This window comes from Aureimonas sp. OT7, assembly GCF_014844055.1.
Taxonomy (GTDB): domain Bacteria; phylum Pseudomonadota; class Alphaproteobacteria; order Rhizobiales; family Rhizobiaceae; genus Aureimonas; species Aureimonas altamirensis_A.
In genome coordinates this window covers 1,103,223-1,128,556 of sequence record NZ_CP062167.1, presented here as the reverse complement: position 1 = coordinate 1,128,556, position 25,334 = coordinate 1,103,223, and the positions used below count along the sequence as shown (strand labels likewise).

27 protein-coding genes and 1 pseudogene are annotated in these 25,334 nt (G+C 66.6%); 8 read left to right on the top strand and 20 right to left on the bottom strand.

Going from position 1 to position 25,334, the window contains the following annotated elements; translation table 11 throughout:
* Positions 1-31: 31 nt before the first annotated feature.
* The 9 genes from IGS74_RS05450 to mutS all read right to left on the bottom strand — a co-directional run bounded on the left by IGS74_RS05450 (position 32) and on the right by mutS (position 11,693).
* Positions 32-847, bottom strand: coding sequence for a lysophospholipid acyltransferase family protein (locus tag IGS74_RS05450; protein ID WP_348641886.1), 816 nt, complete (start codon positions 845-847; stop codon positions 32-34).
* 19 nt (positions 848-866) lie between these two features.
* Positions 867-1,394, bottom strand: coding sequence for a GNAT family N-acetyltransferase (locus IGS74_RS05445; protein WP_192389992.1), 528 nt, complete (start codon positions 1,392-1,394; stop codon positions 867-869).
* Positions 1,395-1,439: 45 nt separating this feature from the next.
* Entirely contained in the window at positions 1,440-2,159 is a 720-nt protein-coding gene (gene tsaB, locus IGS74_RS05440; RefSeq protein WP_192389990.1) for a tRNA (adenosine(37)-N6)-threonylcarbamoyltransferase complex dimerization subunit type 1 TsaB, read from the bottom strand.
* 27 nt (positions 2,160-2,186) lie between these two features.
* Positions 2,187-2,765: a NifU family protein gene (locus IGS74_RS05435; RefSeq protein ID WP_039188360.1), complete on the bottom strand. Its 579-nt coding sequence runs from the start codon at positions 2,763-2,765 to the stop codon at positions 2,187-2,189.
* A 75-nt stretch (positions 2,766-2,840) separates the two neighbouring features.
* Entirely contained in the window at positions 2,841-3,332 is a 492-nt protein-coding gene (locus IGS74_RS05430) for a universal stress protein (protein ID WP_039188356.1), read from the bottom strand.
* 57 nt (positions 3,333-3,389) lie between these two features.
* Positions 3,390-4,457, bottom strand: a complete 1,068-nt coding sequence (trpS, locus tag IGS74_RS05425) for a tryptophan--tRNA ligase (protein ID WP_039188354.1) — start codon at positions 4,455-4,457, stop codon at positions 3,390-3,392.
* 52 nt (positions 4,458-4,509) lie between these two features.
* On the bottom strand, positions 4,510-6,123 hold the full coding sequence (murJ, locus tag IGS74_RS05420; RefSeq protein WP_192389988.1) for a murein biosynthesis integral membrane protein MurJ: 1,614 nt from the start codon (positions 6,121-6,123) through the stop codon (positions 4,510-4,512).
* Positions 6,120-8,951 (bottom strand): [protein-PII] uridylyltransferase, encoded by a 2,832-nt coding sequence (locus IGS74_RS05415; RefSeq protein WP_192389986.1) that lies wholly within the window; start codon positions 8,949-8,951, stop codon positions 6,120-6,122. Before IGS74_RS05415 ends, murJ begins: the two co-directional genes overlap by 4 nt.
* A 30-nt stretch (positions 8,952-8,981) precedes the next feature.
* The gene (gene mutS / locus IGS74_RS05410) at positions 8,982-11,693 is read right to left on the bottom strand and encodes a DNA mismatch repair protein MutS (protein ID WP_192389984.1); all 2,712 of its coding nucleotides are present in this window, start codon (positions 11,691-11,693) and stop codon (positions 8,982-8,984) included.
* 205 nt (positions 11,694-11,898) lie between these two features.
* Between mutS and IGS74_RS05405 the strand changes: the two genes are divergently transcribed.
* Complete coding sequence (locus IGS74_RS05405; RefSeq protein ID WP_192389982.1) at positions 11,899-12,174, top strand: hypothetical protein; 276 nt, start codon at positions 11,899-11,901, stop codon at positions 12,172-12,174.
* Here the strand turns inward: IGS74_RS05405 and IGS74_RS05400 are convergent.
* The 4 genes from IGS74_RS05400 to IGS74_RS05385 all read right to left on the bottom strand — a co-directional run bounded on the left by IGS74_RS05400 (position 12,171) and on the right by IGS74_RS05385 (position 15,667).
* Positions 12,171-13,061, bottom strand: coding sequence for a GNAT family N-acyltransferase (locus IGS74_RS05400; protein WP_246722958.1), 891 nt, complete (start codon positions 13,059-13,061; stop codon positions 12,171-12,173). The genes IGS74_RS05405 and IGS74_RS05400 overlap by 4 nt on opposite strands.
* Before the next feature lie 110 nt (positions 13,062-13,171).
* Positions 13,172-13,642 (bottom strand): signal peptidase II, encoded by a 471-nt coding sequence (lspA, locus tag IGS74_RS05395; protein ID WP_246723117.1) that lies wholly within the window; start codon positions 13,640-13,642, stop codon positions 13,172-13,174.
* A 40-nt stretch (positions 13,643-13,682) separates the two neighbouring features.
* The gene (locus IGS74_RS05390; RefSeq protein WP_192389976.1) at positions 13,683-14,555 is read right to left on the bottom strand and encodes an RNA methyltransferase; all 873 of its coding nucleotides are present in this window, start codon (positions 14,553-14,555) and stop codon (positions 13,683-13,685) included.
* Complete coding sequence (locus tag IGS74_RS05385) at positions 14,552-15,667, bottom strand: class I SAM-dependent methyltransferase (RefSeq protein WP_192389974.1); 1,116 nt, start codon at positions 15,665-15,667, stop codon at positions 14,552-14,554. Before IGS74_RS05385 ends, IGS74_RS05390 begins: the two co-directional genes overlap by 4 nt.
* Before the next feature lie 109 nt (positions 15,668-15,776).
* On the opposite strand from IGS74_RS05385, the gene IGS74_RS05380 reads away from it, so the two are divergent.
* Positions 15,777-16,226, top strand: a complete 450-nt coding sequence (locus tag IGS74_RS05380; RefSeq protein ID WP_192389971.1) for a carbon monoxide dehydrogenase subunit G — start codon at positions 15,777-15,779, stop codon at positions 16,224-16,226.
* Positions 16,227-16,233: 7 nt separating this feature from the next.
* On the opposite strand, the gene IGS74_RS05375 is transcribed toward IGS74_RS05380, so the two are convergent.
* The 3 genes from IGS74_RS05375 to sppA all read right to left on the bottom strand — a co-directional run bounded on the left by IGS74_RS05375 (position 16,234) and on the right by sppA (position 18,043).
* Entirely contained in the window at positions 16,234-16,626 is a 393-nt protein-coding gene (locus IGS74_RS05375) for a lipopolysaccharide assembly protein LapA domain-containing protein (protein WP_192389969.1), read from the bottom strand.
* 106 nt (positions 16,627-16,732) lie between these two features.
* The gene (locus IGS74_RS05370; RefSeq protein ID WP_192389967.1) at positions 16,733-17,014 is read right to left on the bottom strand and encodes an integration host factor subunit beta; all 282 of its coding nucleotides are present in this window, start codon (positions 17,012-17,014) and stop codon (positions 16,733-16,735) included.
* Between the two features lie 81 nt (positions 17,015-17,095).
* A complete protein-coding gene (sppA, locus tag IGS74_RS05365; RefSeq protein ID WP_192389965.1) occupies positions 17,096-18,043 on the bottom strand; it encodes a signal peptide peptidase SppA in 948 nt (315 codons plus the stop codon).
* 181 nt (positions 18,044-18,224) lie between these two features.
* Between sppA and lptC the strand changes: the two genes are divergently transcribed.
* The 6 genes and pseudogenes from lptC to ptsN all read left to right on the top strand — a co-directional run bounded on the left by lptC (position 18,225) and on the right by ptsN (position 23,268).
* A complete protein-coding gene (gene lptC / locus IGS74_RS05360) occupies positions 18,225-18,917 on the top strand; it encodes an LPS export ABC transporter periplasmic protein LptC (protein ID WP_192389963.1) in 693 nt (230 codons plus the stop codon).
* Between the two features lie 5 nt (positions 18,918-18,922).
* Positions 18,923-19,525: an LptA/OstA family protein gene (locus IGS74_RS05355; protein WP_192389961.1), complete on the top strand. Its 603-nt coding sequence runs from the start codon at positions 18,923-18,925 to the stop codon at positions 19,523-19,525.
* Between the two features lie 59 nt (positions 19,526-19,584).
* A pseudogene (gene lptB, locus IGS74_RS05350) lies at positions 19,585-20,304 on the top strand (LPS export ABC transporter ATP-binding protein); the annotation flags it as partial.
* A 110-nt stretch (positions 20,305-20,414) separates the two neighbouring features.
* On the top strand, positions 20,415-21,797 hold the full coding sequence (rpoN, locus tag IGS74_RS05345; protein ID WP_348641885.1) for an RNA polymerase factor sigma-54: 1,383 nt from the start codon (positions 20,415-20,417) through the stop codon (positions 21,795-21,797).
* 193 nt (positions 21,798-21,990) lie between these two features.
* Entirely contained in the window at positions 21,991-22,569 is a 579-nt protein-coding gene (gene raiA / locus IGS74_RS05340) for a ribosome-associated translation inhibitor RaiA (RefSeq protein ID WP_039188336.1), read from the top strand.
* Between the two features lie 243 nt (positions 22,570-22,812).
* Positions 22,813-23,268 (top strand): PTS IIA-like nitrogen regulatory protein PtsN, encoded by a 456-nt coding sequence (ptsN, locus tag IGS74_RS05335; protein ID WP_039188334.1) that lies wholly within the window; start codon positions 22,813-22,815, stop codon positions 23,266-23,268.
* A 19-nt stretch (positions 23,269-23,287) separates the two neighbouring features.
* On the opposite strand, the gene IGS74_RS05330 is transcribed toward ptsN, so the two are convergent.
* From IGS74_RS05330 to arfB, 4 genes are all read right to left on the bottom strand, one after another.
* Positions 23,288-23,542 carry a DUF1150 domain-containing protein gene (locus tag IGS74_RS05330; RefSeq protein ID WP_039188332.1) on the bottom strand — a complete coding sequence of 85 codons (255 nt, stop codon included), beginning with the start codon at positions 23,540-23,542 and terminating at the stop codon, positions 23,288-23,290.
* Positions 23,543-23,574: 32 nt separating this feature from the next.
* On the bottom strand, positions 23,575-24,030 hold the full coding sequence (locus IGS74_RS05325; RefSeq protein WP_039188331.1) for an Hsp20 family protein: 456 nt from the start codon (positions 24,028-24,030) through the stop codon (positions 23,575-23,577).
* Positions 24,031-24,183: 153 nt separating this feature from the next.
* Positions 24,184-24,678: a peptide-methionine (R)-S-oxide reductase MsrB gene (gene msrB, locus IGS74_RS05320; protein ID WP_192389955.1), complete on the bottom strand. Its 495-nt coding sequence runs from the start codon at positions 24,676-24,678 to the stop codon at positions 24,184-24,186.
* Between the two features lie 89 nt (positions 24,679-24,767).
* A complete protein-coding gene (gene arfB, locus IGS74_RS05315) occupies positions 24,768-25,250 on the bottom strand; it encodes an alternative ribosome rescue aminoacyl-tRNA hydrolase ArfB (RefSeq protein ID WP_192389953.1) in 483 nt (160 codons plus the stop codon).
* Positions 25,251-25,334 lie beyond the last annotated feature (84 nt).

Sequence of the window (25,334 nt, the reverse complement as noted above, 5' to 3'; positions counted from 1 at the left end):
TCGGCCCGATAAGGCGGCTGCGCAAGCGCCCTCAGGTTCCGTCCCCATGCTTTGCGATGCTTTCCTGCGGGCGCCGGCCGTAAAGGCTGGCCTCCAGCATGACGCGGACGCCGGCCTCGCACCGCCGCGCCACGATCTTGCGGTCCGAGCCTTCGGAGAATTCGACCGGATCCCCGAACGAAACCTCCACGTCCACCGCGCCGCAGCGCAGGAACGCCAGAAGATGCGGCATCAGCGCGACGTGTCCCGGCCAGGCCGCAAGCGGACGCCCATGAAAACCCAGCGGCAGTCCATGCGCCTGCGTATAGGCTACGGCCACGGGTTGAATCAACACACGATCCTGCCCGGCGCCCCGCAGCGCCGCCTGGGCCGCGCCGAACAGCGCCGTCTTGAAGGGCAGCACCCGGTTGCCATCCGAGGTCGTCCCCTCGGCAAACAGCACCATGACGTCGCCCGTGCGCAGCCGTTCGGCGATGGACGCGGCCTGTCGCCCCGTCTGGCGCCGCTCGCCGCGCGTCACGAAGACGGTGCGCTGCAGGCGGGCGAGAACGGAGAAGACGGGCCAGGTGCCGACCTCGGACTTTGCGATGAAACTCAGCGGCATGACGCTGCCCAGCGCCACGATGTCGGCCCATGACTGATGGTTGGCGGCAATCAGCAGGGGGCGGCCCGACTCGGCCTGGCCGCGCACATGCACCCGCATGCCGCACAGGCGGGCGGCGACCCTATGCCACAGGAACGGCAGCCGACGCGCCAGCGGCCACTGGAACCGCATGGCCAGCAGCTGGAGGGGCGCAAGCACGGCGGTCAACCCGGCGAGGCCGACGGCGACGACAGCGATTCGCAAGCGCCCCGGCATCGCGCCCTCAGCCGCGCAGGGTGCGCTTCATGATCAGCGCGCTGGTGCGCTGGCCATCGGGGCCGGGATAATAGGCAGGGCGGCGGCCCACCTCTTCGAACCGCAACCGGCGATACAGCGCAAGCGCAGGCACGTTGGTTTCGTCGACCTCGAGAAACAGGGCCAGCGCGCGTTCGGCATGCAGATGTTGCAGGACCATGTCCATCAGCAGGCGCCCGACACCCTTGCCGCGCGCGCTCCGGTCGACCGCGATGGTGAGGATTTCCGCCTCGTCCACGACAAGACGTGCCAGCACGAGCCCTTCCGGCTCGCGATGGCCGGCGCGCCGCGCCACGAAGCCGAACGTGCCGGGCTGGGCAATGAGCGCCGCGAACTCGTCCTCATCCCAGGCATGGGCGAAGGCACCGCCATGGACAGCCGCAACGGCCGCCAGGTCCTGCTCGCTGACGAGCGCCGTCGCGACATAGGAACCGCCCTGCCCCAAGAGCCCCTCCCAGAATGCCAGTGTCCAGTTCAAGGGAAGATGCCAAACCATGCGTGCCCCTCGGGATATCCCTTCGGACATCCTGTAGAAGCCGATTCAGGCGGATGGAAGCCCCGTTCGGCTGATTCCGGCAACCGGGGCCTGCGGCTTGGCATCCGCCCCGCGCAGATACAGCGGTCGCACCGGCTCTCCCGGCTGCCGCGTCGCCGCGATGGCCCCGATCGCGGCCACCTGCGGAAAGCCCTCGTAATCGTGAAGCTGCTTGAAACCGCCGGCGATCAGAGGCCCGACGAGTTCCGCACCGGAACCCGTGATATGCAGCAGCCGACCGTCCTGCGGCACGAGGGAAGCGGCCGCCGCCGGCGACAGCGCCGCGGCGGGGGCCATCACGCCGCCGTCGGCGTCGTACAGGGCCGCGAAGACTTCGCCGCGCCGCGCATCCTGCACGGCCAGCACCGGCCCTCCCTGCCGCAGCCAGGGAAAAGCCAGGGCTTCGAGAGTCCCGACCCCGACCGCCTCTATATCGAGCGCCAACGCCAGGCCGCGCGCGGCGGAGATGCCCACCCTGAGCCCCGTGAACGATCCGGGCCCGACGGTGACGCCGATCCGCGACAGGTCGCGCATGACGATACCGGCCCCGACCAGAGCCTCGGCGACCTGGTCGAGCAGCAGTTCCGCGTGGCCCTTGCCGATCAGGCTGTCGACGCAGGACACGATCTGCATGGCCTGCATGTCATAGACCGCCGCCGCGGAACGGGCCGCGGCGGTGTCGAGGAGGAGGCAGTAGCGATTATCGTACGATGAGTCGCGGCTCACGGCAGTCATCAGAGCTGCGGGTTCGCGTCAGGCGGCCACGGCTTCGACAGCCTCGACCTCGGGCACGAAGTGGCGCAGCAGGTTTTCGATACCGTGCTTCAGCGTCGCCGTGGACGACGGACAGCCGGCGCAGGCCCCGCGCATGTTGAGGAACACGGTTCCTTCGCGGAATCCCTTGAAGGTGATATCGCCGCCATCCTGCGCCACGGCAGGCCGCACGCGGGTCTCGATCAGTTCCTTGATGGTCGCCACGACCGACTCGTCGCCCGGCTCGTAGAACTCTTCGCCGGCATCCGAGCCGGAGGGCGCATGGCCGGCATCGTCCGCCATGACGGACTGGTTCGACATGAAATGCTCCATGATGCCGGCCAGGATCGCCGGCTTCAGATGCTGCCATGCCGTGTCGTCGCGGGTGACGGTGATGAAGTCGAATCCGAAGAAGACGCCGGTCACGCCGTCGATACCCAACAGGCGCGCGGCCAGCGGCGAGCGGCGAGCTGCGTCTTCGGCGTCGAGAAATTCAGCGGTGCCCTGTTCCAGCACCACACGACCTGGCAGGAACTTCAGCGTCTGCGGGTTCGGTGTCGTTTCGGTCTGGATGAACATGGCTTCAGGGCCTTTGTCGTCGGAAATGTGTGAACATCATGTAAGTCCGGTGGCAACAGTGCGCAACCGGCACGGTCAGGAGAGGCTTTCGATCTCTTCCTCGGTCAGGGCGCCCGGTACGATCGTCACGGGGATGGCGAAGCCACCCGACCGCCCGGCGACGGCGGAGACGAGCGGGCCCGGGCCCTCGTTCCCCTGGCTGGTCGCCAGCACCAGGATGGCGATCTCGCGGTCGGCCTCGATCAGCTTGTGGATTTCTTCTTCCTTCTTGCCTTCGCGCACGACGAGTTCCGGCTCGATGCCGACTTCGGCGCGCAGGGTTTCGGCAATGCGCGACAGGCGCGAATCCGCCTCGGCCTGAGCCTCCGCCCGCATGATCTTCTCGACCCCGGCCCAGTGCTGGAACTCGTCCTGCTCGATGACATAGAGGAAGACCGCGCCGCCGCCGCTGGCCTTGGCGCGCCGCGCGGCATAGGACGCCGCCCTGGTGCATTCGGGCGTCTCGTCGATGACGGCCAGGAATTTTCGTTTGCCGCCTTCGTGGCGGCCGATGCGTTTTGAAACCATGGCGGCAAAATGGCAGTCGCAGCGGCCGCCCGCAAGCGGGCAGCCGCGCTGTTCATGTCAATTGTCGATCAGCCCCATGATCGCCTTCGTCTCGGCGATCGTGGCGGTTGCGATCTCGCGGGCGCGGCCGGCACCATCCCGCAGGGTCGCGTCGATACCGGCCGGATCGGCCAGAAGCTCGCGCATACGGGCCGAGATCGGCGACAGCACCTCCACCGCAAGGTCGGCCAGCACCGGCTTGAACTCGGAAAACTGGCGGCCGCCGAACTCGGCCAGCACGTCCTGCCGGCCCTTGCCGGCCAGGGCCGCATAGATGCCCACCAGGTTGTCGGCCTCGGGCCGGCCGGCCAGCCCGGCGAGCTCGGAGGGAAGGCCGTCCGGATCGGTCTTGGCCTTGCGGATCTTACGGGAAATCTGCTCCGCGTCGTCGGTCAGGTTGATGCGCGACAGGTCGGAAGGGTCGGATTTAGACATCTTCTTGGTGCCGTCGCGCAGGCTCATCACGCGCGTCGCCGGACCGTCGATCAACGGTTCCGTCAGCGGAAACCAGGCATCCACGGTCTCCTCGCCGATCGTCGTCGGCACGCCGACACCGCGCTCGGCGATGCGTTCGGCATAGTCGTGGTTGAACTTGGCGGCGATGTCGCGCGTCAGTTCCAAATGCTGCTTCTGGTCTTCGCCGACCGGCACGTGCGTGGCGCGATAGGCGAGGATATCGGCCGCCATCAGCGACGGGTAGACGTAGAGCCCGGCCGAGGCCGCCTCCCTGTCCTTGCCCGCCTTGTCCTTGAACTGCGTCATGCGGTTCAGCCAGCCAAGGCGAACGACGCAGTTGAACAGCCATGCCAGCTCGGCGTGCTCCGGCACGCGGCTCTGGTTGAAGACGATGTGCTTCTTCGCGTCGATGCCGGCGGCGATGTAGGCGGCGGCCACTTCGCGGGTGGCGTGTTCCAGTGCCTTCGGCTCCTGGTAGACGGTGATCGCATGCAGGTCGACGACGCAGAAGATGCACGGATACCTGTCCTGCAGCTCCACCCACCGGCGGACCGCGCCCAGATAGTTGCCCAGATGCAGATTGCCGCTCGGCTGGACGCCTGAAAATACCCGCTGCGTGAATTCCGCCATGACGCTTCGTCCTTTCGTGACGGGCGTCTTATGGATCGCCGCGCCGCCGCGATCAAGCGCCGCGACGTGGCCGCCTGAGCCGCTGCAGCCGGCCCACCGTCTGCCGATCGGCACCCCCGGTCAGAAGGCACAACGCGAAATAGGCCGCCATGGCGATCAACACCAGGACGCCAATGCCGGCCAGCTGCCGGTGCAGCCCGGCCGACGGCATGATCCATCCGTCCAGCAGGGGCATCGCGAATATCAAGAGGCCGCCCATGGCAAGGGCGCAGACCAGCAGCATCAGGCATCGGCGCACCAATGGTCCGTCGACGGCCCAGAGGCCGCGTGCATACAGGCCATGAAACAGCAGAAGGGCGTTCAGCCATCCGGCCAGCGTCGTGGCGAGCGCTATGCCCTTCTCTTCCATCACGAAGAAAAGGCCGACGGACAGCACCGTGTTGGCGACGGCGGACGCCACCGTCACCAGCATCGGGCGTCGCGTATCCTCCCGGGCGAAATAGCCGGGCGTGAACACGCGGATCATCACGAAGGCCGGCAGGCCCAACGCATAGATGCCGAGGACGGCGGCCACCGCCGCCGTCGTATCCGGGCCGAAGGCACCGCGCTCGTAGATGACACGGACGATCGGCTCTGGAATGATGAACAGGGCGACGGCTGCCGGGAGTGTCAGGAACAGCGCGAACTCCAGGCTGCGGTTCTGCGTGTGCTGGGCCTCGGCGAGGCGCCCGCCCTTCAAGGCGCGCGACAGCTCCGGCAACAGCACGACGCCGATGGCCACGCCGACCATGCCGAGCGGCAACTGGTAGGGGCGGTCGGCATAGGTGAGAATGGACACCGCGCCCGGTTTGAAGGACGCGACGGCCTGCCCGACGAAGAGGTTGATCTGCGTGATGCCGCCGATCAGCGCCGCCGGCCCCGCCAGCACCAGGAGCCGCTTCAGCCCCGGCGTCCAGCGCGGGCGTTGCAGCGCGATCGAGAAGCCGGCCATGCGCATGGCGACGGCCACCATCACGAATTGCGCGACGCCGGCGGCCAAAACGCCCCAGCTCATGGCAAAGCCGAGTGTTCGCGTGGTCTGTCCGGTCCAGAGCGACCAGCCGAGAACGGCGATCAGGAAGACGTTCAGCAGCGCCGGCGCCGCCGCCGCTGCGAAGAACCGGCGATAGGCGTTCAGGATGCCGCTCACCATGGCCACGAGCGACATGGAGGCCAGGTAGGGAAACATGATGCGCGAGAAGGCGACGGTTATGTCGAACCGGTCGGCGCAGCTCAGCGCCTGCGCGGCCGCCGCCTCATCGATGCACAGGTTGAGGCCGGGTGCGATGATGGTGCGCACCAGGAACGGCATGAAGACGATGGCCGGTATGGTCAGCGTAAACAGCACCAGCGTCAGCGAGGAGAAAATCTCCGTGGCGAAGCGCCGTGCACCGGCCTCGCCCTCCTCCTCCAGCGCGCGAGAGAACAGCGGCACGAAAGCGGCGTTCAGCGCACCCTCGGCGAAGAAACGGCGGAACAGGTTGGGGAAGCGAAACGCCAGGTTGAAGGCGTCGGCCACGGGCCCGACGCCGAGCGCCGACGCCATCATCATTTCCCGCGCGAAGCCGAAAATGCGCGATACGAGCGTTGCGCCGCCGACAGTCGCGAATTTGGATACCAGGCTCACGCGCGTCCCAGTCCCGACATCGAGGGTTCGCGGCTTGCGGTGCTCGAGCTCAACTCTCCCTCGGCGCTTTCGAGCACGCTGGCCAGCCGCCTTTCGATCCGCTCGATACGGTTTTCCCCGGTGATCTTCATGCCGATCAGGTCGGTGACATAGAAGACGTCGACCGCCTTCTCGCCATAGGTCGAGATGTGGGCCGAGCGGATGTCGAGGTTGAGATCGGAGATCGCGCCCGTCAGGTCGCTCAGCAATCCCGGCCGGTCCAGCCCCTCGACCTCGATGACGGTGAGCGTGTTGGACAGGGCATTGTCGATCCGCACCTGCGGCGCCACGGCGAAGGTGGAGAGGTCGCGCGTGCGGCGGCGCGCCAGCATCGTGGGCATGGCCTCCTTGCCGCCGAGAAGGTCGCGGATATTGCGCACGACGCGCTCGGCACGGCGCAACTCATCCTCGTCGTCCGGGAAGGCGCGGCTGATCGTGACGATATCGAGGGCGCGCCCGTCCACCATGGTGAACACCTGCGCATCCGCGATGTTGGCCCCGGCGGCGGCGCAGCCGCCTGCGATGATGGACAGGAGGCGCGGATGGTCCGGAGCGATGACGGTGATTTCCGTCATGCCGCGGAAGCGGTCCGTCCGGATGTCGGTGGCCAGCGAAGCGCTTTGCGTCCCGCGGATGAACTCGGCCAGCCGCACCTGGTCCTCCAGCGGCACGGTCAGGAAGTAATTGTCGTAATGGCTCTCCAGGGCTGCCTTGCGGTCTGCCTCCGGCCATTCGGCAAGCCGCGCTTCCAGCTCGCTCCGCGCCAGCGCCACCCGGTTGGACCGCGACATCTGCGTGAAGCCGCCCGTCAACACCGGCTCGGTCTCCCAATAGAGGGTGCGGATCAACTGGCCCTTCCAGCCGTTCCATACGCCCGGCCCCACGGCGCGGATATCGCACACGGTCAAGATGACGAGCAGGCGAAGCCTGTCCAGAGACTGCACCTTCTCGGCGAAATCGAGGATCGTCTTGCGGTCGTTGAGGTCGCGCTGCTGGGCCACCATGGACATGGTCAGGTGTTCCTGAACCAGCCACTCGACCAGTTCGGTCTCGCGTTCGTCGAGCCCGAAGCGCGGGCACAGGCGGCGCGCGATCGCCGCTCCGGCGATGGAATGATCCTGCGGGCGGCCCTTGGCGATATCGTGCAGCAGCAGCGCCACGTAGAGCGCCGTGCGATCCTTGATCGTACCGATGATGCCGGCGATCAGCGGCAGCTCGTCCCGGTAGAGGCCCCGCTCGATGCGCGACAGGATGTCGATGGAGCGCAACAGATGCTCGTCCACCGTGTAGTGGTGATACATGTTGAACTGCATCATCGCGACGATGCGTCCGAAATCGGGGATGAAGCGTCCCAGCACACCTGCCTCGCTCATGCGGCGCAGATGCAGTTCGGGATTGTGGCGATCGGTCAGGACGTCGATGAAAAGGCTGTTGGCCTCGGCATTGTCGCGCAGCTTCGCATCGATCAGGCGCAGCGAGCGGCGCACCAGTTTCAGAGCGTCGGGGTGGTAGTCCAGTTCATGCCGCGCCGCCAGGCGAAACATGCGGATCAGGTTGACCGGATCGTCCGAGAAGACGGTCCGGGAGGTGACGTTTATGCGCCCATTGTCGATCTGGAAGGCCAGCGTTCCGGGGATCGACCGGGACCGGCCGCGCAGACTGCCCAACAGTCGGACCATGCCCGAGGGTGGCTTGGCGTTTTCCTCTTCCAGGGCGGCGCAGAGGATGCCCGTCAGGTCGCCGACATCCTTGGCGATGAGGAAGTAGTGCTTCATGAACCGCTCCACCTCCCGCAGGCCGGGGTGGGTGCTGTAGCCGAGGCGGTCGGCGATTTCGGGCTGGATATCGAAGGACAGGCGCTCCTCCGCCTTGCCGGTCAGGAAATGCATGTGGCAGCGGACGGCCCACAGGAAATCCTCCGCCTTGTCGAAGAGGCGTCCCTCGCGCCGCGACAGGACGCCGGCGGTCACCAGCTCGCCCGGGGTGCCGACGCCGTAGTGATACTTGGCGATCCAGAACAGCGTGTTCAGGTCGCGCAGGCCGCCCTTGCCTTCCTTGACGTTCGGCTCGACCAGATAGCGCGTATCGCCCGAGCGGGCGTGGCGGGCATCGCGCTCGGCCAGCTTGGCCGCGATGAACTCGGCGCTGGTGCCGGCGACGATCTCCTTGTCGTAGCGCTGCGACAATTCGTCGAACAGCGCCGCGTTGCCGACGATCAGCCGCCGGTCCAGGATCGCGGTGCGGATGGTGAAGTCGCTTTGCGACAGCCGGATGCACTCTTCCACCGATCGGGTGGCATGCCCGACCTTGAAGCCGAGATCCCACAACAGGTAGAGCAGGTATTCGGCGCACTGCTCGCCCAGCGCCGTCTGCTTGTAGGGCAGCAGGAACAGAAGGTCGATGTCGGAGCCCGGCGCCAGCGTGCCGCGCCCGTAGCCGCCCACCGCCAGCACGGCTACGCGTTCCGCGGCGGACAGGTTCTGCGCCTCGAAGACATGGTCCAGCGCGAATTCGCTGATGGCGCGGATCAGGATGTCCTGGAGCACGCTGATGCGCTGTGCGCAAAGCAGGCCGCTGCCGTCCTCGAAGAGCATGCGCTCGGCCTCCGCGCGCCCTTCGTCCTTGGCCTGGCGCAAACGCTGCAGCAGGGCCGGCCGACTGTCCCCGCGCGCCGCGCCGATCCTGTCAAGGTCCGCCGTCAGCTGGGCGACGTCGACGATCTCGGCGATGCGGAGCTGGTCCTGGACATGCGCTCCGCCGCGGCGGGGTCGGGCATCGTGAGAGGCCATGGATATCCGTCTGAAATAGGTCTGGCGCGGCTATAGCCCCTTTCTCCCCTGCGGCAAAGCCGCAGAGCGCTCCAGCCGCTTCAACTCGTACAGGGCATCCATCGCCTGGCGCGGCGTCATGGCGTCCGGTTCCAGTGCCTTCAAGGCTTCCAGCACCGGCTCCACCCTCGGTGGCACCGCCACGGGAGCGGGCTTCGACAGCATGGAGAACAGAGGCAGGTCGTCCACGAAGGCAGTGCGCTTCTCGCCTTGCTCACCCTTCTCCAGTTCTGAAAGCACATGGCGCGCACGCTCCACGACGGCCGCCGGAAGCCCCGCCAGCCGCGCCACCTGGATGCCGTAGGAGCGGTCGGCGACGCCCGGCTTCACCTCGTGCAGGAAGATCACTTCCCCTTCCCACTCCTTCACGCGCATGGTCGCGTTGCTGAGCCGGCCGAGGCGCGCGGCAAGCGCCGTCAGCTCGTGGAAATGGGTGGCGAACAGCGCGCGACAGCGATTGGCCTCATGCAGGTGCTCGACCGCGGCAAACGCGATGGACAACCCGTCATAGGTTGCCGTACCGCGCCCGATTTCGTCCAGGATCACCAGCGTCCGCGGCCCCGCCTGGTTCAGGATCGCGGCGGTCTCCACCATCTCGACCATGAAGGTGGACCGACCCTCCGCGAGGTCGTCGGAAGCCCCCACGCGGGAGAAGAGGCGGTCGACGATGCCGATGCGCGCCTTGGTGGCCGGCACGAAGGCGCCCATCTGGGCCAGAACGGCCATCAGCGCGTTCTGCCGCAGGAAGGTGGACTTGCCGCCCATGTTCGGCCCCGTCAGAAGCCAGATCGCGCCGCCCTTGCCACCGGACCCGGCGGGTGGCGACAGGTCGCAATCATTGGCCACGAACGCCTCCCCGCCAGCGGCCTTGAGCGCCGCCTCCACCACCGGATGGCGGCCGCATTCGATGCAGAAGGACAGGGTATCGTCCACCTCGGGCCGCACCCAGGCGTCGCTGCGCGCAAGATCGGCGAGGGCTGACGACACGTCCAGAACCGCAACGCCATCGGCAGCGGCCCGCAAGGCTGCCATGTCGGCCAGCACCGCCGCGCGCAGGTGGTCGAACGCCTCGAGCTCCAGCTTGAGTGCGGTGGACCCGGCCTCGACGATACGGGCCTCGAGATCGGCCAGCTCTACCGTCGCGAAGCGCATGGCGCTGGCCATGGTCTGCCGGTGCGTAAAGCCCGCATAGGAGCCGAGCAGCGACTTGCCCTGCGCCTCCGGCACCTCGATGAAGTAGCCGAGCACGTTGTTGTGCTTGACCTTCAGGCTCCGCACGCCGGTTTCCTCGATATAGCGGGCCTGCAGCGCGGCGATATACTGGCGCGACTCGTCGCGAAGGGCGCGGGCATCGTCCAGAGGCCCGATCGCCCCGCTTGCGATGAAGCCGCCGTCGCGCTTCTGCAGCGGCAGCTCGTCGGCCAGAAGGGTGCATAGCAGCCGCTCCAGCTCGGCCGGTACGGCGGCAATGGCGCCGAGGGCTGCGGCCAGTTCGGCCGGCAAGACCGCTCCTGCCATGAGGTCCTGCAGTTGGCGGAACCGGTCGAGCGTCTGGAGCACGGCGCCGAGGTCGCGGGGGCCGGCCCGGTCCAGCGACAGGCGCGACAGCGCGCGCTCCAGATCCGGCGCACCCTTTATGGTCAGCCGAAGCGCCGTGGCGATGGCCGGTTCCTCAACGAAGAACCCCACGGAATCGTGCCGCTCGCGGATGGCGGCAGGGTCTGTCAGGGGCTGGGCGAGGCGCGCCGCCAGAAGCCGGGCGCCCGCCCCCGTCCGCGTCCTGTCGATGGTTGCCAGAAGCGAACCCTGCCTGCGGCCCGACAGGGTGCGCGTCAACTCCAGGCTGGCCCTGGTTGCCGGATCGATCAGCATGGTCGAGCCGGGAACCACCTTGCGCGGACGCTCGAGCGCCGGCCGTGCCGAAAACTGCGTCTTGCCGAGATAGGATACCAGCGCCGCGCCGGCCGAAAGCTCGGCCCGCGAAAACGCGCCGAACCCGGCCAGGGTGGACACGCCGAAGAAGCGGCACAACCGCTCACCGGCCGTCGCGCCGTCGAACAGGACCGACGGCTCCGCCCGGGCAGCGCGTTGCAGGCGGCGCACCAGCGGCACGATTTCGGGCTCGCCTGAAAGTTGGTCCGGATAGATCAGCTCGCTCGGCTCGAGCGCCGATATATCGGTCGAAAGCCTGTCCCGGTCGGTACCGGCGATGCGGAAATGGCCGGTCGAGAGATCCGTCCAGGCGATGGCATACTCGGCACCGGCGCCGCTGCCCCCGAGCCGCGCGATGGCCGCAAGGTAGTTGGGGCGGCCCGGCTCCAGCAGGGTTTCCTCGGTGATGGTGCCCGGCGTGACCAGCCGCACGACGTCTCTTGCGACGACCGATTTGGAACCGCGCTTCTTCGCCTCGGCCGGGTCTTCGGTCTGCTCGCAGACCGCGACCCTGAAGCCTTCGGCGATCAGGCGCTGCAGATAATCCTCGGATGAAACCACCGGAACGCCGGCCATCGGGATATCCTCTCCCCGATGCTTGCCGCGCTTGGTCAGTGCGATTCCCAGCGCCGCGGCCGCCTTGACCGCATCGTCGAAGAACAGCTCGTAGAAATCGCCCATCCGGTAGAACAGGAGGCAGTCCGGATTGGCCTCCTTGATGGCAAGGTACTGCGCCATCATGGGCGTCGGGGCGGTGTCCGCTTCGCTCATCGCAAGGTCCGGGGTGAAAATGCGCTCTGCCTCATGCCGGACTTCTATCCGCCGAGCCTCGGCGTGGGAAGCGGCGGCGGCGCCTCGTCCACATCAACGGACGGGTTCTTGCAGCCGGGCGCAAACGCACGATATGAGCAGAAAGCGTTCATGCAGCGTTCAGCGGCGAATGCTAGTTTAGGGTCTGTTCGAAGGGATGGTTGGTATGATGCGCAAACTCGGCTTCGCCGTCGTGGCCCTCTTTTGCCTTGCCGGCGCCGCGCTGGCGCAGGACTCCGCCCCGTCGATCTACGACTATGCCCTCCAGCACCCGACCGAAGACGCCCGGCTTCCCTCGCCGCCCTCCGTCGGTGCCTCGGTGCCGCAGAACGTGGAGGTGCATCAGGCCGAAGGCGGCAATGGCGTCTACGGCTACTTCTACTATGAAGGCCGCCCCATCGTGGTGGACATGACCACGCGCTCCATCGTCCGCATCGGCTAGGCGGCGAAGCGGCCCGCATCCTCGCCGTAATGGCTGACATAGCGTGCGCTGATACGCGAAACGGGCAGGACGACGAGCACATCGGTCGTGCCGAACTGCCGGTCGACGACTGCGCCGTCCCCGATGTACCCCCCGAGCCTCAGATACCCCTTCAGGAGCGGAGGCAGCCCGCCAAGCGCACGGCGCGGGTCTGCGCAGCGGCTGGCGCCCATCGCAACGTGCCGATGCGGCAGGGCACTGACCTGCCATTCGTCGGGTGCCGACGCGTTCTCGCGCAGGAATGACAGGGAGGTCTCCAGGGTGGCGAGGTCCGTTCCGGCCAGCGATGCGCAGCCGAACAGGACGTCGATCCGATGGCGCAGCACATAGGCCCAGATGCCCTGCCACAAGAGTTCCACGGTCCGTTTGCCGCGATAATTCTTCAGGACGCAAGAGCGGCCAAGTTCCAGGAAGCGTTTGTGCGGGTGGCGGCGGACGAGCGATCCGATCTCGAATTCCTGCTCGGTATAGAAGCGTCCGCCGACGGGCAGCCTCTCCTGCCGGAGCAGGCGGTAAGTGCCGACGATCTGTTGTGCGGTGCTGCCGGGCAGGCTCTTGTCCAGCACGATCAGGTGGTCGCAGATGCGGTCGAACGCATCCTTGTCGAGGCGCGTCACACGCTGGAGCGCCGAAGGCTTCGCTCCGCCCTGGCTGTAGAAGACCTGGTAGCGCAAGGCCTGCGCGGCCCGAACCTCAGTCCTGGATGCCGCGACGCGAACCTCCAGGTCGCCGATGCGGCCAAGCACCGGTTCGGCGGACGCCAGGCCTGACCGGCGCAACCTGTCAGGCAGGAGCCGATATGCCGAGAACCCCCTGCCGACCGCTCCATCCGCACGATAGACGCTCAAGATACGCCCCTCCCCAGTCATTCGCGCCGGGACGCCCGGCGCATGCGGCCTCATCTAGCGACGGATCGCAAAGTTTTGATGACCGCGCCCGGGCCCGTTTTCCGCAGAGCTTACTCCTGCTTGCCGTCACCGGCAATCGCGCGCTTGCGCCGCGCGTCGCGGGGCTGCAGTACGAACTCGTCGAGGATGATGAGCCCCGCTCCGACGGTTATGAACGTGTCGGCGAGATTGAACACCGCGAAGGACCAGACCGGCGTGTGGAAATAGAGGTAATCGGTGACATAGCCGAGCGTCACCCGGTCTATCAGGTTGCCGACCGCGCCGCCGAAGATCATCGCGAAGGCGACATGGGTGAGCATGCGATTGCGGGGCGTGTTCCACCACAGCCACAGCACGAACAGCAGCACCACGCACGACGCCGCGGCCAGCGTCCAGCCGCTGAGGCTGGAAAACATCGAGAAGGCGATCCCCTCGTTGCGCGCGTGCAGCAGCGCGAAGAAGGGCAGGATGGGGATGGCCGAGCCGAGCGGCATGGTCGCCACCACGACAAGCTTGACGAACTGGTCGAGGAAGATCGCCATGACGACCAGGAATACGTTGCCGAGAACGAACTTCACGTCATCATCCATCCGAACCGAGTGTCAGGAGAGGCCGTCGCGCCTCGAAGATCATCAGGCCGGTCGCGATGGCAAGATTGAGGCTGTCCGCCTTGCCGACCTGCGGTATCCGCACCAGGACGTCGCAGGCGGCGGCGAGCGCCTCCGACAGCCCCGCCTGCTCGTTGCCCATCAGAAGGACGCTCGGCCGCGCGGCGTAGTCCGGCTTGCGGTAATCGACCGTGCCGGCCATGTGCGTGCCGGCCACAAGGCCCTTGAAGCCGCCGCGCCATTTCAGGAAGGCGGCCTCGCCCATGCGGGCAACCGGCACCGAGAAGATCGAGCCCATCGTGGCGCGGACCGCCTCCAGCGAGAACGGATCGACCGTGTCGCCGATCAGTACGACGCCCTTGACGCCCGCCGCGTCGGCGGTGCGCAGGATGGTGCCGAGGTTGCCGGGGTCGCGCACCCTGTCCAGCGCGACGACGAGCCCGTCCTTTCCGAGGTCCAGCGAAGGCAGTTCGGCCAGATGCTGGCGAAAGATGCCGATGGCCGGCTGCGGATTGTCGCGGCGCGAGATGGCGGCCAACACCTTGTCGGAGGCCTCCAGCACGTCGGCGCCCGCGGCGACCGTCCGCGCGGCGGCCCGCGTCAGGTGCGGACTGTCGGCCAACTGGTTGCGGGACACGATCAGCGTATCGATCTTCCAGCCGGCCTCGAGTGCGTCGAAAACCAGCTTCAGCCCTTCGGCCATGAACAGCCCCGTCTCGTCGCGGGTCTTGCGCATGGCAAGGTTGCGGATGCCCTTTACGATCGGGTTGGAGACGCTGGTGACTTCCTTGACCCGGCCCGGCGCGGAAAGCGGGCGTCCGCGCGGCTCTGTCCTGCCATCGTTCATTCTGCGGCCACCCATCTGGAGTAAAGGGACGTGGACAGAAGGCGCGGCTCTTCCCCCGCCTCCCTTATGACGAGTTCGCCGGATTCGATCCGCCCGCCGAGGCCCCGGCAATGATCGGCCATCAAGGCGGCGAGGGAGTAGAACGACGCCCGGATGGAATAGGCCGTCAGCACGAGGGCCAGCGGATCGTCCGACATCAGCGTGCGCATCAGCGACAGGAGGTAGGGCAGGTCCTCGAAGAGCTGCCAGACCTCGCCCTTGGGGCCACGGCCGAATTTCGGCGGATCGAGAAGGATGATGTCGTAGGTCGAGCCGCGGCGCGCCTCGCGCTCGGCGTAGCGCACGGCGTCCTCGCAGATCCAGCGGATGGGCCTGTCGTCGAGGCCGGCGTGGGCCTGGTTCTCGCGGGCCCAGCCGATGGCCTTGCGCGAGGCGTCGACATGCGTGACCTCGGCCCCTGCCCGCGCCGCCAGCAGCGAGGCGACGCCCGTATAGCCGAACAGGTTCAAAAGCCGCACGGGGCGGCCGGCGCGGGCGATGACATCGGTGACGAAGCGCCAGTGCGCCGCCTGCTCGGGAAAAACCCCGACATGCCGGAACGAGGTGAAGCGGCCCCAATAGGGCAGCCCATCCTGCGTCATCGGCCAGGTCTCGTTGAGATTGCCCGACGCAAAGCGCCAGCGGCCCATGCCCTCCTCGTCGGTGTCGCCGGTAAAGGCGGCGTCGGCGGCGTCCCAGGCCTTGGACGCCAGGCGCGGTCGCCAGATGGCCTGGTTTTCCGGCCGGCGCAGCGTCAGCGATCCGTAGCGCTCCAGCTTTTCGCCATCGCCGGAATCGATCAGGGCGTATTCCTCGGTGGGCTCGACGGTCAGGATGACCGGCATGGACAATGCCGGCAGGGGCCCTTCCGGATAGCGCAGAGGCGGCCGCGCGGCGCGCGCCTCCTCGCCCTTCTCCGCGGCGCTGAGGCGCGGGGCCGCCTCCGGCTCGGGCGGGGCGGGCTTGCGTGCCTGAACACGCGGCGGCGCGGCCTGTGGCCGCGCCTTGCCCTCGTGCCGCTCGGCCTTGCGGCCGGTTGCGCCACCGGCCCGTCTGTCATGTGGTTTCTTCATGGGATGGTGCTGTAGAGCATTTTCGGCCGCAGCGGAATTCCCCGGGCCCCTTGCTTGAAGCGCCGGCCCTGCATCCCTATCAAGAGGACGCCGATGTCGTGGAGCGTACATGATGAAGATCGAGGGCGAGGTATGGCTGCCGCTGGAACGCGAGCGCGTCTGGCAGGGCCTCAACGACCCCGGCGTCCTGAAGGATTGCATCCACGCCTGTGAGCACCTGGAATGGGTCGGGCCGGACCTCCTGGAGGCCACCGTCGCCGTGAAGGTGTCCATCGCCAGGGTCCGGTTTCATGGCACGATCCGCTTGTCGGACGTCGTGCCTGCCGAACGATACGTCCTCAACGGAGAAGGCCGCGGCATTGCCGGCGCGGCGTCCGGGCGTGCGCATGTGCACTTGTCCGACGCCGATGGCGGAACGCGCCTCGCCTACCGGGCCGAAGCCTCGGCCGGCGGCAAGCTTGCCGAATTTGGCCAGGCATGGATCGAAAAGGCCGGCCGCAAGCTGGCGGAGCGCTTCTTTCAGCGCTTTCAGGCGCGCATCGAAGAAGGCAATTTCTGACGGGCGGTCAGCGCTGCGAAGCGGCGATGGCCGGCCGCCCGGCCGGCGCGGCAAGCGCCGGACCCGCCGACAAATCCCGGTCGCGCTCTTCGCGCAGCCGGCGCAGACGCTCCTGCGAAACCTCGACCTCGTGCCTCAGGCCCTCGATCTCGCGGCGGCGGCGGGCCGATTTGGCGCGATAATGCGATTGGGTGAGCCAGGTGCCGACGCCGCCGAGCAAGAGGCCGATGATGACGCACAGGAGCAGCAGCACGAAAAGCGGCAGCGTCAGCGACAGGGACGGCGTCGTTCCGAACATGTCGAGGCTGATCGTCGTCGGCTGGCGGTTGACCACGCAAAAGACGATGAGCAGCACCGCGAGGGGCAACCCGATGAGAAATGTCAGAAGCTTGGACAACATGCCTGTCTTGGTCCCCTGGATCGATCCGCTGGCCGGGTGCATGGCCGCAATGCCCTGGCGCGGTAGGTAACGCCCGTCGCGCTGGCGTCAATCCGCCGCCGGCCGCTTACTCGCCGTTGAGCCGCTCACGCAGTTCCTTGCCGGCCTTGAAGAACGGCACCCACTTTTCCTCGACGTTGACAGCCTCGCCGGTGCGTGGGTTGCGGCCGGCGCGCGGCGGACGGTTCTTGACCGAGAATGCCCCGAAACCGCGCAGTTCGACGCGGTTGGACTGGCAGAGCGCGTCGGTGATCTCGTCGAAGATCGCATTGACGATCGTTTCCACGTCCCGCTGGTAGAGGTGCGGGTTCCGGCTTGCGATGATCTGCACGAGTTCGGACTTGATCACGAAACTTCAATCCTCGTTGGAACCGGCCCGGAGGGCCAACCGATCGGCTTGGGACGACCTTGGCCCCGTGCCACGCGATGGTCAGCCCGTGGGAGGCTGCCAGAGGGACAGGAGACCGTCAAGGCGAGCGCCCGTTCCGAAGAGCGCGTCCTGAAGGCTGGAGGCGGCCGGGTCAAGCCCCAGAAGCGAAAAGGTCGCACTTCGCAGGAAGCCGTAGCGCCCCTTGCGCTGCGGTTCGTGCTCTACGATATCGAGCCCCGGCTCGACGCCCCGCTCCTGTTCCAGCCAGCGGCGCGATTCCGCTTCGCCGCCCAGGGCGTCGACCAGGCCGTTCTGCAACCCCTGCAGGCCGGTGAAGATCGACCCGTCCGCCAGGCGGCGCACCGCGGGCTCGTCCAGCGGCCGCCGTTCGACGACAAGCCCGACGAACCAGTCGAAGCTCGACGATACTAGCCGCCGGATCATCTCCAGCGCCTCCGGCGGTGCGGGCGCGAAAGGCGACGGCTCCGCCTTCAGCGGCGCGGACCGCACGGCGTCGACCCGCAGCCCGATGGTGTCCAGAAGGCGCGATGCGTCCGCGTACTGGAAAATCACCCCGATGGAGCCCACAATGGACGAATCATGGGCCACGATCCGATCGGCCCCAAGCGACACCATGTAGGCGGCCGAAGCCCCCAGCGTGCCGATCTCGGCCACGACCGGCTTGGCCTCGGCCAGCCGTCGGACCGCATTATAGAGCGTCTCGCCGCCGACGGTGGTTCCACCGGGCGAATTCACCTTCAGGATCACGGCGCGCACGCGTGGGTTGTCAGCCAGATCCTCCAGCAGCGCCAGCCGCTCGTCATCCTCGGTGATGACCCCCGATATCTCGACGGAGGCGATCTGGGGGCCGCGCAGCGCATCGGTACCGCCCGTCATCAGGAAGGGAATGGCCAGCAGCCCTGCGACGAGAAGCAGGATCGCCGCCAACCGCCAGAAGCCCAGCTTGCGGCGCAGGCGGCGCCTGTCGATCCAGTCCTGTGCGCTCATGGCCATTCACCCCGGCTAGTTGCTGACAGGCGGGATAACGCGTTGCGGGATGATTGCCAAGTCGCCCAAAAACCCGTTCGACACCTTCCAATTATCACTCAAAAGCCGCATATGCGTCGTAACGCGCCGATGCAGGCATACACAGTGCGTGATTGCCGGGTTCACGATCGGAACAGGGACGATGGAAGGCAAGAGGCCGAAACGAGCCGCCGACGACACGATCGCCCTTGGCGCGGGCGCCCGCTCGGCTGCGGATTTCCGTCGCGCCCATCGGAACGCGCGCCGCGTGCGCATCCTGCGCATAACCCTGCCGATCGTCGCGGTGGGGATCGTGGCTGCGGGCCTCTTCGCCACGTGGCTGGCGCGCTCCGTACCCGTCGACATCGCCGTCGCGGCAACGTCCATCCAGGATGGACGCCTCGTGATGGAAGATCCCCGCATGTCCGGCAAGGACAAGAACGACCGCCCCTTCACCGTCGTCGCGCGCCGCGCCATGCAGGCGCTCGACCGGACCGGATCGGTGGATCTGGAAGAGATCAACGCCAACCTGACGCTCGATCCGGAGACGACCGCCGACATCGTCGCGGCCGCCGGCCGATACGACCCGAAGGCCGAGACGTTGCGGCTCTACGACAATATCAGCGTTCGAACGTCCAACGACGTGACCATCCGGTTGACGAGCGCCGACATCGTGCTCAACGACGGTCGGCTCGAAGGTCGCGGACCGGTCATTATCCAAACTCCCAATCAGACCTTGCAGTCTGGCAACGTCACAATCCAGAATAGTGGAAACAGGTTGACCTTCGGGGATCGGGTAAAGTTGACGCTGCACCCGGCGACGGATGGCGATCAACGGGCAGCCAACGGCGAGTAGATTTGATGAATAACCTTGTTCGAGCCTGCCTGACGGGCGCCCTGCTTCTGGCTCCCAACCTTGCGGTCGCCCAACAGGCCGGAGGATTCGGCAACAGCTTCGGCGGCCTCCAGGTGCAGGGAGACCAGCCGATCACGATCGAATCGAACCAGCTCGACGTCGACGACGCGCAATCGGTGGCCACCTTCTCGGGGGATGTCGAAGTCGTCCAGGGAGAGACCCTGCTGCGGACGGCGCGGCTGATCGTCCATTATGTCCGCAACGCCGAGGGCCAGGCCGGTGCCCAGCCGGCCGCCGCGGGCAACATGCCCGGCAACTCCAGCGACATCGACCGCCTCGAGGCCGAGGGCGACGTCTACGTCAAGTCGGCCGACCAGGTCGCGACGTCCAATCGCGCCGATTTCGACATGAAAACGCAGATCGTCGTCATGACGGGCGACGTGGTGCTGACTCAGGGTCCCAACGTGGCCACGGGCTGCCGGCTGACGATCAACATGGAAACCAGCGTGGCGCAACTGCAGAGCCAGAATTGCGGCGGCGGGGCGCCGGCTTCGGGTGGCGGCCGCGTACGCATGCTGCTGTCTCCCGGGAGCCAGCCGAACGGATGAGCATGACGACGGATGATGCGGCGGCACGCACGGCCACCGCGCGCGCAGCCTACCCCGCCGGCACCCTCGTGGCGCGCGGCATCACCAAGACCTATCGCGGACGCCGCGTCGTGGATGGCGTGGAGGTCGGCGTCCGGCGTGGCGAGGCGGTGGGCCTGCTCGGCCCCAACGGGGCCGGCAAGACGACCTGCTTCTACATGATCACCGGCCTCGTGCCGGTGGACAGCGGGCGCATAGAGCTCGACGGCCACGACATCACGCGGGTGCCGATGTACCGGCGGGCGCGTCTCGGCATCGGCTACCTGCCGCAGGAAGCCTCGATATTCCGGGGGCTGACGGTCGAGGAGAACGTCCGCGCGGTCCTGGAGGTGGTCGAGCCGGACCGCAAGGAGAGAGAGCGGCAACTGACGGCGCTTCTTGAGGAATTCGGCATCGCGCACCTGCGAAAGCAGCCCTCGACGGCGCTTTCCGGCGGCGAGCGGCGACGCTGCGAGATCGCGCGCGCCCTCGCCTCGCGGCCAAGCTTCATGCTGCTCGACGAGCCCTTCGCCGGTGTCGACCCCATCGCCGTCTCCGATATCCAGGAGTTGGTCCGCCACCTGACCAGGCGCGGGATCGGCGTGCTGATCACCGATCACAACGTCCGCGAGACGCTCGGTTTGATCGACCGCGCCTATATCATGCATGCCGGTGCGGTGCTGACCCATGGCCGGCCGGACGAGATCGTCGCCAATTCCGATGTCAGGCGTATCTATCTGGGCGAGCAATTCACCTACTAATTGATGCTGCGCGGCTGTAAAGCGCGCCGGCAGCTTGACATGCAAGATGCGGACCAGTTTCCTTGGGCCGTTTCTCATCGTGCAGCGATCGATAGCGCATGAACCTGTCCATGAAGCTTCAGGTCCGCCAGAGCCAATCTCTGGTGATGACCCCCCAGTTGCTCCAGTCGATCCGGCTGCTGCAGTTCGGGGCGTTGGAGTTGCAGGGCTTCATCGAGCGCGAGATCGAGCAGAACCCCCTTCTGGAAATGGTCCCGTCGGCGGAGCGGGCGGCATCCGCGCTACCGCAGGCGCCTGCCGCGCGCGGCGGCGGCGACGACGATGTGGGCGGGCCGCGGCGTGGGCATGGACCGGAATTTTCGGTCGGCAGCCTGCCGACGATGGAAGACATCGCCGACGACAGGCCCGGCCTGCTCGCGCATGCCGTGGCGGAGCTGGGCGATATACTGCCGCCCGGCGACAGGGCGATCGGCGAGACGCTCGCCATGCATCTCGACGAAGCCGGCTACATGCGCACCCCCGCCGAGGATATCGCGGCTTCCCTCGGCTGTCCCGTCACACAGGTCGTCGATTGCCTGGAGCGCATTCGACGGGCAATCGAGCCGGCCGGGCTGTTTGCCGGAAGCCTTGCCGAGTGCCTGTCGATCCAGTTGTCACGACAGGGCCGAATGGACCCGGTCATGGCCGGCATCCTGTCCAACCTCGATTTGCTGGCCCGGCGCGACTTCGCAGCCCTGCGGCGCCTGACGGGCGAGGACGAGGACGGCCTGATGGAAGCGCTGTCGGAAATCCGCCGCCTGGACCCGAAGCCCGGCCTGCAGTTCGGCGACCGGGCCATCCACAGCGTCGTGCCCGATGTCTTCGTATCGTCTAATGGCGGGTCCGGCTGGCGCATACGGCTGAACAGCCGCGCCTTGCCGCGCCTGATCATGCATAACGACTACCGCGACATCGTTTCCCGCGCGGCGTCGGCGGGTGACCGGGAGTATCTGGCACAATGCCAGAATTCCGCCGGCTGGCTGATCCGCTCCCTGGACCAGCGCGCCCGGACCATACTCAAGGTGACGGCCGAGATCGTCCGCCGGCAGGAGGAGTTCCTCAAGCGCGGCGTGCAGGGCCTGCGTCCGATGACGCTGGCCTCGGTGGCCGAGGCGGTCTCGTTGCACGAATCCACGGTCAGCCGGGTAACCGCCAACAAGTTCATGGCGACCCCGCGTGGCACCTTCGAGTTGAAGTTCTTTTTTACGGTCGCCATCGCCGCCACGGATGGCGGCGACGCGCATTCGGCCGAAAGCGTCAAACTGCGGATCCAGCGGCTCATCGCGGGCGAGACGGTCGGCAATGTGCTGTCGGACGACGATATCGCATTGAAACTCAAGGATGACGGCATCGAGCTGGCGCGGCGAACCGTGGCCAAGTACCGCGAGGCGCTTGGCCTCTCGTCGTCGATCCAGCGGCGCCGCGAACTGAATGCCAAGTGCCGCGCCTCCTGACTCCCCGATCACTGTCGATTGTGCCCTCGCGCCGCAACACCGCCCCATCCTCGTGCGTTGCTCAGGTGGCTGTCCCGCAGGCACCGCCAAGTTTCGCTTGCTCCTGCCTGCATTGGGATTACGCTCCTGTGCTGCGGGCTGCTTCGACGGTGTCGGGACACGCTCCGCACATATACAAGGGAAGGGAAAAGGAATGACAATTCGCGTATCGGGCCGGCACATGGATGTCGGTGAATCGTTTCGGACCCGGATCGAAGACCGGCTCAAGGAACAGGTCGCGAAATATTTTGACGGCAACTACTCGGGTTCCGTCGTCCTGTCCAAGGAGTCGTCACGCTACAACACCGATTGCTCCCTGCGCCTCGACACAGGCGTAACCTTCCAGGCCGCCGGAATGGCGCATGATCCCGAGAACAGTTTCCAGGAGGCTTGCGAGCGCATCGAGAAGCGCCTGCGCCGGTACAAGCGGCGTCTCAAAGACCATAAGGCGGGGCTGAACGGCAAAAGTTCGGATGTGGCATATTCCGTCTTTGCCCCGATCCCCGACGAAGACGACGATATTCCGGAGGACTACGCCCCCGCCATCGTGGCCGAGACATCCTTTCCCGTCGGCATCTTTTCGGTTGCCGGCGCGGTGATGGAACTCGACCGGCGCGACAGCCCGGTGGTGGTGTTCAAGAATGCCGGCAGCGGCGAAATCAACATCGTCTATCGCCGTCCGGACGGCAATGTGGGCTGGGTGGACCCATCCACGTTGCGCGATCGCGTCTGAGCGCAATGCGGCCCCCGCCCGCTCCGGTGCGGGGGCCTTTCACATTCCGGCGATCCGGCGCCCGAACGGCTTGAAGGACCGTTATAATGCTCCACCCTCGTCTCCAGGACGGCTGCGGTCGCGGGGCGCGAGGTAATCTCCGGTTCCAATTGTCCGCGCTTTGTTCTACAGCATGCCCGCTCTGCGACGGGGACGCATGCCGCGCTCCGCCCATGCCCGGAACAGAAAGCTCGAATCCTGCCCATGCCGCTCGACTTCATCAATCAGGATGCCATCATCCCGGCGCTGAGGGGACACTCCAAGAAGCAGATCCTGCAGGAACTGTCCGAACGCGCCGCCAGACTGAGCGGCCTGGACGAGCGCGAGATATTCGAGGCCGTCGTCAGGCGCGAGAAACTCGGTTCGACGGGCGTGGGGAACGGGATCGCCATACCGCACGGCAAGATGCGCAATCTGGATCGGATGGTCGGCGTCTTCGGCCGTGCGCCCAAGCCCGTCGATTTCGAGGCGCTGGACGACGAGCCGGTCGATCTTTTCTTCCTGCTGCTTGCCCCCGAGGAAGCCGGGGCCGATCACCTCAAGGCGTTGTCGCGCGTGGCGCGGATGCTGCGCAATCCCGACACGGTCGCGGCACTGCGTGGCGCCGACGACCGCCAGGGCATCTATGGGCTGATGCTGTCAGGCGGCGTATCCGCCTGACAGGCAGCGGGGCCGGCCGTCAATGCAGGCTGACCGTCAGAAGCTCGTTCTCGCTGGCGCTGGCCAGGATGCTGCCACGGTCGTCGGAAACGGCAAGCGGCGTGCCATCTGCCGAGAAGAGCGCCCATAGGTTCAACCCGGGGCGGATCGACTGAGCGGACGGAAACTTCGCGCGGATGTCATCGGAGGACATGCGGCGAAGATATGCGATGTGTCCCTCGCCCAGGGCAGCCAGTTCGCTGTCGGTGTAAGGGCCGGAATGGACATTGGTCATGTTGGCTCCTCCTTCGAGCAGGTTCGAGATCGTCAGTCGGCGACGACGATGTCGATTTTCTTGACGACACGCTCGGGTTTCGGCCTTGCCAGGTCGATCGAAAGAAGACCGTTGCGAAGCTCCGCCCCCAGAATCCGCATACCGTCCGCGAAGAGGAAGCTCCTCTGGAACTGACGGGAGGCGATACCCCGGTAGAGGAAGTCGCGGTCCTTCTGGTCGGCCTGCGAGCCGCGGATCGTAAGCTGGTTTTCCTCGGTCGTTATATCGAGGTCGCCGGGTCCGAAACCGGCAACGGCCAGCGTGATCCGGATGACCGTATCGCCGCCCCCTGCATCCGCGTGGATGCGATCATCTCCGGCACCCGCATGGATGCGTTCGATGTTATAGGGCGGATATCCGTCACCGTTCTTCTGCAGGCGTTCGAGCGTCCGCTCGACGCTGTCGAAGCCGAGCAAAAGTGGGTTTGAAAACGGAGTCATCCTGCTCATCTGCGACAAGTCCTTGTATCAAGCGACTTTGTGGATGAGAGCCCAAGATCGGCACTCCCATCCCTTCTGCAGATATATGGCAACCTTACCCGGGCTCTTCAACATCCCCGTTGGATCACGATGAGCCCCCAGAATGAATGAAGGGTTAAGGCGTCAACCCAGCCGCGTACCGGCCGAGAAGGTAAGGGCCACTCCGTTGATGCAATGGCGCTTGCCTGTAGGCGGCGGTCCGTCATCGAACACATGTCCCAGATGCCCGCCACAGGCGGCGCAATGGACTTCGGTTCGCGGCACCACGAGCTTATAGTCCGACCGGGTCCCGACCGCACCGTCGACCGCCTCGTAGAAGCTCGGCCAGCCGGTGCCCGAGTCGTATTTCGCGGACGAGTTGTAGACGTCGCTGTCACAACCGGCGCAGCGATAGATGCCGCGCCGCTTCTGGCTGTTGAGCGGACTGGAATAGGGGCGCTCCGTCGCCTCCTGGCGCAGAACCGCATACTGGTCCGCACTCAGCTTCTGCCGCCATTCGGCGTCCGTCATGGTTACGGGGAAGCTCGCCTCCTGCGCACCCGTACGGAATGCGATGCCGCTCACGGCGGCACCCAGGGCGACGGCACCGCCCGCCAGGAACGTTCGTCGGCCGATCATTGGCCTTGGCTCCCCAAAGTGTTGCACATGGTTATCCTGATATGGATCGGGGCGATTGGATGGCAAAGGGGAACACGCTTTCGCGATCCTCAATCGTCGACGCGGCCGCGCATGCGCTTGATACCCGAACGCCCCTTCTTTTCCTTCAGGCGGCGCTCGATCGCGCCTTTGGAGGGCTTCGTCTTGCGTCGTGGCGGCGGCGGTGGCACCAGGGCCTGCCGCACAAGCTCGGCGAGGCGCTCCCGCGCATCCTGCCTATTGCGCTCCTGCAGGCGAAAGCGGGACGCCTCGATGAGGACGTCGCCATCCTTCGTGCCCCGTTGCCCGGCAAGCTTCTGCAGGCGCGCCTTCACTTCATCCGACAGGACGCAGGACGACGCCGCTAGAAAGCGCAGTTGCACGGCGGTCGCCACCTTGTTGACGTTCTGCCCGCCGGGGCCACCGGCCCGGATGAAATTTTCCTCCAGTTCGGCCGCAGGTATGACGACACGGCGCGAAACGGCAAGGTCGCCTCCCGGCCTGTTGTCGTCGCGATCGTCAGAAATCGAACCATCCTCCGCCAGCCGTGGCATGTCTCTATCCACGAAAATGCCCGCCGCACGCAAGGCGTGCGGCGGGCAAATCCTGCTTCGACGCGGTGCCCCGGGGCGGGCGGC